General features: G+C 63.8%; 13 protein-coding genes. All 13 read left to right on the top strand.

The genetic code is table 11. The features are described from left to right. The coding region (locus VGH54_RS26545) for a DnaB-like helicase C-terminal domain-containing protein (RefSeq protein ID WP_331515115.1) at positions 1 to 276 on the top strand (276 nt) is incomplete at its 5' end. Further along, positions 273 to 563 (top strand): hypothetical protein, encoded by a 291-nt coding sequence (locus VGH54_RS26540; protein WP_331515114.1) that lies wholly within the window; start codon positions 273 to 275, stop codon positions 561 to 563. The genes VGH54_RS26545 and VGH54_RS26540, both read left to right, overlap by 4 nt. Before the next feature lie 578 nt (positions 564 to 1,141). Further along, on the top strand, positions 1,142 to 1,699 hold the full coding sequence (locus VGH54_RS26535) for a hypothetical protein (protein ID WP_331515113.1): 558 nt from the start codon (positions 1,142 to 1,144) through the stop codon (positions 1,697 to 1,699). Next, positions 1,699 to 1,959 (top strand): hypothetical protein, encoded by a 261-nt coding sequence (locus VGH54_RS26530; protein WP_331515112.1) that lies wholly within the window; start codon positions 1,699 to 1,701, stop codon positions 1,957 to 1,959. The genes VGH54_RS26535 and VGH54_RS26530 overlap by 1 nt, the downstream gene beginning before the upstream one ends. An 80-nt stretch (positions 1,960 to 2,039) precedes the next feature. Continuing rightward, positions 2,040 to 2,369, top strand: coding sequence for a hypothetical protein (locus tag VGH54_RS26525; protein WP_331515111.1), 330 nt, complete (start codon positions 2,040 to 2,042; stop codon positions 2,367 to 2,369). Positions 2,370 to 2,697: 328 nt separating this feature from the next. Next, positions 2,698 to 2,931, top strand: coding sequence for a hypothetical protein (locus VGH54_RS26520; RefSeq protein ID WP_331515110.1), 234 nt, complete (start codon positions 2,698 to 2,700; stop codon positions 2,929 to 2,931). Positions 2,932 to 2,975: 44 nt separating this feature from the next. Then, positions 2,976 to 3,353: a hypothetical protein gene (locus VGH54_RS26515; RefSeq protein WP_331515109.1), complete on the top strand. Its 378-nt coding sequence runs from the start codon at positions 2,976 to 2,978 to the stop codon at positions 3,351 to 3,353. Next, complete coding sequence (locus tag VGH54_RS26510) at positions 3,350 to 3,553, top strand: hypothetical protein (protein ID WP_331515108.1); 204 nt, start codon at positions 3,350 to 3,352, stop codon at positions 3,551 to 3,553. Before VGH54_RS26515 ends, VGH54_RS26510 begins: the two co-directional genes overlap by 4 nt. After that, positions 3,550 to 3,801 (top strand): hypothetical protein, encoded by a 252-nt coding sequence (locus VGH54_RS26505; RefSeq protein WP_331515107.1) that lies wholly within the window; start codon positions 3,550 to 3,552, stop codon positions 3,799 to 3,801. The genes VGH54_RS26510 and VGH54_RS26505 overlap by 4 nt, the downstream gene beginning before the upstream one ends. Further along, the gene (locus VGH54_RS26500) at positions 3,798 to 3,998 is read left to right on the top strand and encodes a hypothetical protein (protein WP_331515106.1); all 201 of its coding nucleotides are present in this window, start codon (positions 3,798 to 3,800) and stop codon (positions 3,996 to 3,998) included. Before VGH54_RS26505 ends, VGH54_RS26500 begins: the two co-directional genes overlap by 4 nt. After that, a complete protein-coding gene (locus tag VGH54_RS26495) occupies positions 3,988 to 4,461 on the top strand; it encodes a single-stranded DNA-binding protein (RefSeq protein ID WP_331515105.1) in 474 nt (157 codons plus the stop codon). Before VGH54_RS26500 ends, VGH54_RS26495 begins: the two co-directional genes overlap by 11 nt. Positions 4,462 to 4,741: 280 nt before the next feature. Next, positions 4,742 to 4,969 carry a hypothetical protein gene (locus VGH54_RS26490; protein ID WP_331515104.1) on the top strand — a complete coding sequence of 76 codons (228 nt, stop codon included), beginning with the start codon at positions 4,742 to 4,744 and terminating at the stop codon, positions 4,967 to 4,969. Between the two features lie 25 nt (positions 4,970 to 4,994). Next, positions 4,995 to 5,252 (top strand): hypothetical protein (locus VGH54_RS26485; protein WP_331515103.1); only part of this gene is annotated, 258 nt, incomplete at its 3' end.

The raw sequence follows: 5,252 nt of genomic DNA, 5'->3' as shown, positions 1-5,252 counted from the left end.
CCGGTGGTGGCGATCAGCCAGCTGAACCGTGGCCCCGAGCAGCGCACCGACAAGCGGCCGATGTTGTCCGACCTGCGCGAGTCGGGTTCGATCGAGCAGGACGCCGACATGGTGATCTTGTTGCACCGCCCGGACGCTTTTGATCACGACGACCCTCGGGCGGGGGAGGCCGATCTGATCCTGGCCAAGCACCGCAACGGTCCAACTAACACGATCACGGTGGCCCACCAGTTGGCGTTCAGCCGGTTCGCTGATATCGCGAAGTTCAGCAGATGACTGACTACCTGAAGATCACCGAGTTCGACGAGAGGCACACCGAGATTGAGGTGTTGGCCTGTTGTGACATCTCGTGGAGCGTTGACGACGCTACCTGGTACACGATGGTTTACGGTGCGCGACCAGGATTGGTGATTCTGGATTGGGCCGCCCCGGAGGGCCGCCGGCGCAGTTATGAGACCTGGTCCAGGGTCACCGGTGAGACCCGGCGTTATCTAAGCGGGGGGGCTGCGCGCGGGCTGGCCGAGGCAATAAACGGCTGGCTGGGGAAGGAAGGGGGATCGTGAATCTACGCAGACTTGAGTGGGGTCGACTCAACTAGTTCTTTACTGTCGGACTATCTCATGCAATGATTAGGTCGTTATGTACTTCTGTCGACGCCAGGGAGATATTCCGTGGATGCGATCGAGCGAGACTTAACGGACCTGGGCTTGTCTCCGGTACTCACGGCGGACGAGCTGGAAGAGCTGCGCGAGGCAGCCCGTGTGCGTCGGGGGGTGGCGGATGTTCCGTCGGGTCCGCCGGCGTTGCCGCAGCAACGTACCGCCGCGATGCAGTGGGCCAGCCGCACTCTTGGTTGGGAGGGCCCGTCGCGGTCGGAGCGTTTGGGTCAGCCGTGTCAGAGGTGCGGTGCGGTGGCGTTGCGGTGGTGTCGGAGCCGGGGCCGTGAGGTGTCAGGGCGGTTGTGTGAGGGGCGTTCCAGGGCTGACTAGGCCATAGGCGTGGCGCGCGGGGCGAACCACTAGACCATACCTTGGGTATGGAGTATTGTGGGGGTCACAACAAATCAATAACCGGCAACGGGAGGACACCACACTCCCCGCGACCCGGTCCCGCCCCCACCCCACGAGAGGCACCACGACCCGTGCCCAGCAACACTACTCCCTCTAGTCGCAAACATGAGGACGCCCGGCCGCATAATCACGGCTCGAAGTACCAGTACGACCTCGGCTGCGGCAATGTGCTCTGCCGCGCCGCAGCCGCAGCGGCGAAAGCCCGTGTACGTACCAAGCACAGGGCAGAACGCGAGCTGGTCGACGGCCGGTGGATCCACCCCAAGCTCGCCCCCTCCGACTCCGACAAACCGGCACGTCACGGCACGATGTACGCGGTGCGCGACTTCTCCTGCGAGTGTGTCGACTGCCAGCCGAACCTGCGCCGCCTGGCCAGCATGGGCGGTCTCCTCGCCCCGGCCGCGTGGCATCTCAACGACCGCCTTTTCGGCGCCGTCGTTTTCGCGGTCCTCACGTTCATGTTGTGGCGGGGACATTACGGGCAGATCGCAAGCCACCCCGCGGTTCGGCGCACAGCACTCCTACTGGTCGACGCCTGCACGGGTGTCCTGATCGTCACGTTCGCATCACTGATCGTTGCAGCTTTGGTCGCACATTTGCGGCCCTACCAAGGAAGGCACCGCGCCTGATGTTGAACGAACCGAGAGACAAGCAGTCCACCCTGTACGGGGGGCTCCTGCCGGCTGGTTGGTGGCCGTGTGAGCGTTGCGGGGAGTCCCCATGGCCGCAGCAGGTGCAGTTGTGCGCTGACGGTTACCGGTGCGACCCGTGCCGCGGTGGGATGTACCCGCCGGTGGTCAAGGCCACGACTAGCACCGGGCAGGCTTTGGTGCAGCGCCGACCGGTGGTGCCGATCCGCCACGTCATCCCGCAGCGCCGCGCCGCCTGACTTCCGCTAACTGCCCACCCACCCCGTAGGGCAGCCCCAACCAAGAGAGGCACCACATGCACGCCGATCATGTTTTGTCTTTGCCGGCCGCACTTGAGCGGCTCTCCGAAACCGTCGCCCAGGCTGACGGGCTCCCGCAGGTTGATTTCACGATCACCCGCACCGTCGAGGGCGAACCCCTGGTCATCGTCGAGTCGTTGGACAACGGTTACGACTGGGCCAACCATCTGAACCTTCGCGCGTTGCAGATCAACACGTTGAAGGGGGAGGTCGAGTTTAGGGGCCACATCAACGGCGTCCTGTGGTCGATCTTGGTGCTACCCGACGAACCGGTCCCGTACATTCCGACCGACTGGGACAGCCCAGCCCACCAAACCCAGCTCGTGCCGATGGTCGAGGTGGGGGAGTGATGTGGATGGCAATCGGGATCGGCACGCTCATGTTCGCCGTCATGACGGTTGTGGGGTTCGCGGCATGAGCGGCCGCCACCGCTCCGGCGGCCGTCACCGCGCCTGCAAACGCCCCGTCTCAATGTGGCCCCGCCTCGGATTAATCGGGACACTCGTCATGGTTACCACGGGTCCCGCCCTGATCTTCAACATTGCGGTTGGCCCGGAAGCGTACGCAAACTCGCCAGCTTTGAGCTCGGCCATCACCAACACGGCCCCAGCGGTGCTCCCGGTCCTGGCGGCTCCTTCTCGTGGCGGCTTTTACACAGCCCAACCCCGGGTGGATCTGATGGTTCGCCAAGTGCAGGCGGCGATCGAACCGCAGCACGACACGCACGGATCTGGGGGTGGTGGCTCCGAAGGGGGGAGCCACCACACCTCCACCCATGACACGTCGAGCCACGACACCAGCTCGCACGACACGAGCAGCCACGACAGTTCCGACACCGACTCGAACACCGACCACCACCACACCCACGACACCGGATCCGACACCACAAGTCAGCCCCCCGGCTGCCACTAACCAAACCCGGCGACCACCCCCGCCACAACCAGAGGCACCCCATCATGGCCACAGGCCTAGCCGTCTTCGCAGTCATCCTCTCCATAGGCACGCTCATCGCGCTCCTCTTCGTCCTCGCCCTTGTGATCACACTGACCCGCCCAGACCGCAAACCAGCACTCCCGGCAATCACCGACGCCGAAGCCTCATGCGACATGTGCATCCACTGCGGCGCCGTCGGCCTACCCGGCCTGTTCGGCAACGGCGCCGACCATGCCATCGGCTGCCCCACCATCACCGACGTGTGGCCCGTTGGCCCCCTCGACGTTCAAGATGGGCTGACCTGCGAAATGTGTTCGCACGTTCTCCAACTGGGTGAGACGTACACAACGGCCCGGGATATCCGCTGCATCGGCTGCACCGTCATCGAGGCCACCCCATGACCGACCAGCTCGTCACACACATCGGGCACGACACCACCGGCCAAACCCTGTGTTTAGTGCAGTACGAAGACCAGGATCGACGCCCGGCCTGCCTCATTGAGATCGGCACGGGGAAGGCCATCTTCCTAGACAACGTCGACCCTGACCTGCTCCGGGCGTTACGCCGCAGCTTGGGTTACGCCGATCTGGCGGCAGCATGACCGAGTTCGGATTCTTCGCCACCGCCCTGATGGTCCTGCTCTACGCGGCTGGCGTCCTTGCGGTGGTTGTGATCGGGGCGTGCGTGCTGCCCAGGGTCATCCGGCAACGACCGAAGCGGGTTGAAGCAGCAGAGTCGGAAACCGCCTACCTCCTGCGCTCACCAGCCAACGCACGGCGCCTCCTGGCGTCGATCGACAGCCTAGAGAACGGCAACGGCGAGGGCCGCCCTCTCCGTAAGACATCGTGACTACCGGCCTCAACGTTGGCGACCTGGTCACCCTGGACGACGGCTTCGGCAACCACTGGATCGACGGTCAAGTGACCGCGTTCCGGGCCGACGGTGTTTACGTTCGTTGGCCCGACGGCAAGATCGGCATCTTCGAATACCGCCACGCACACTTTCTGCAAGCCAGCACAAGAGGAGAACAGTCCAATGTCAGGTGACACCATTGTCACGCTCTGTGGAAATTTGGTAGCGGACGTTGAGCTTCGCTTCACTCCGTCTGGTGCCGCGGTGGCCAACTTCGTGGTGGCGTCCACCCCCCGCTCGTTCGACAAGGTCAAAGGCGAGTGGGTCGATGGCCAAGCCCTGTTCATGCGCTGCAACATCTGGCGCCAGGCAGCAGAAAATGTGGCTGAGTCCTTGGTGCGGGGAGCGAGGGTCGTCGTTACTGGACGACTCAAGCAAAGATCTTTTGAGACCCGTGACGGGGAAAAACGTACAGTCGTCGAACTCGAGGTTGATGAGGTTGGCCCGTCGCTGAAGTACGCAACCGCGAAAATCAACAAGGTCAGCCGGAGCGGCGACAGCGGCGGGTTTAGCGGCGGCGGCAGCGCAGCGGTAGACGATCCCTGGGGCTCGGCACCCGTCGCCGGTGGTGGCGATGACACCGAGCCTCCTTTTTAGCGATGACACTCGTTTGGGAAGATCCGCCACCGCCCAAGTCGCGGGTGAGGTGGCTAGGCGAGGCCACAGATCTGCGTGGCCGGCCCCGCAAGTGGGCACGTATCGCTGAACGGCCGACCACTGTGGCGGCGGAGAATATGGCATCAGGTATCCGCCGGGCCGACCTGGCCGCGTTCCACCCTCGAGGCGCCTTTGACGCACGTTCCCAAGGGCCGATCGTTTGGGCTGTTTATGTCGGTGACGGGAACCTCCCGCCGGACACTCGGAAGGACCGCTGATCGTGGCTTGGAATCCGACTGATCCGTTCGCCCCCGGTCGTGGCCGACCGCTCGACAAGATCGAGTGGGCCATTCCAGACAAGCACGTGGCAGCGTTGAACGTTTTGGCCCGGCATGCGAAGGACGCCGACGAGCTCTGCAAGTTCGCCGACATGCTCGGGTTTGGCACCGAAGAGATGCGCGCCCGCTATGAGCGGGGCGTGGAGTTGCGTCGCACAGCCCGCACCTAAAATTCGACACAGGAAGATCAAGACAATGCATTCCATCCGTAAGGGGCTCATTAACCCGGCCGATGACGGCGACCCGGAGGTGTTGTGGCGCCGCGAGGGCCGCTACCACGGGACTTACCAGGATGTTCTTGCGGAGCTGTATGCGGCTGAGCGCACCACGGCTTGGTATCAGGCCCAGTTGGCTTGTGAGCACCTTGCGAGGGTTCAGGCGGAGTCTGCGTTGGAGCGGTTCAAGGTGTCGTTGCGTGAGTTGATGATGCCGGTGGTGAAGAGGCAGCGGCCG

Source organism: Mycobacterium sp. (assembly GCF_036488105.1).
In the GTDB taxonomy this organism is placed as follows: Bacteria; Actinomycetota; Actinomycetes; order Mycobacteriales; family Mycobacteriaceae; genus Mycobacterium.
This window is presented reverse-complemented; position numbering and strand designations above follow the sequence as displayed.

What these genes read in the sequence shown, in the direction of transcription:
- VGH54_RS26540 (WP_331515114.1), top strand. Translation starts at nt 273, where the DNA reads ATGACTGACTACCTGAAGATCACCGAGTTCGACGAGAGGCACACCGAG.
- VGH54_RS26530 (WP_331515112.1), top strand. Translation starts at nt 1,699, where the DNA reads ATGTTGAACGAACCGAGAGACAAGCAGTCCACCCTGTACGGGGGGCTC.
- VGH54_RS26520 (WP_331515110.1), top strand. Translation starts at nt 2,698, where the DNA reads ATGGTTCGCCAAGTGCAGGCGGCGATCGAACCGCAGCACGACACGCAC.
- VGH54_RS26515 (WP_331515109.1), top strand. Translation starts at nt 2,976, where the DNA reads ATGGCCACAGGCCTAGCCGTCTTCGCAGTCATCCTCTCCATAGGCACG.
- VGH54_RS26510 (WP_331515108.1), top strand. Translation starts at nt 3,350, where the DNA reads ATGACCGACCAGCTCGTCACACACATCGGGCACGACACCACCGGCCAA.
- VGH54_RS26505 (WP_331515107.1), top strand. Translation starts at nt 3,550, where the DNA reads ATGACCGAGTTCGGATTCTTCGCCACCGCCCTGATGGTCCTGCTCTAC.
- VGH54_RS26495 (WP_331515105.1), top strand. Translation starts at nt 3,988, where the DNA reads ATGTCAGGTGACACCATTGTCACGCTCTGTGGAAATTTGGTAGCGGAC.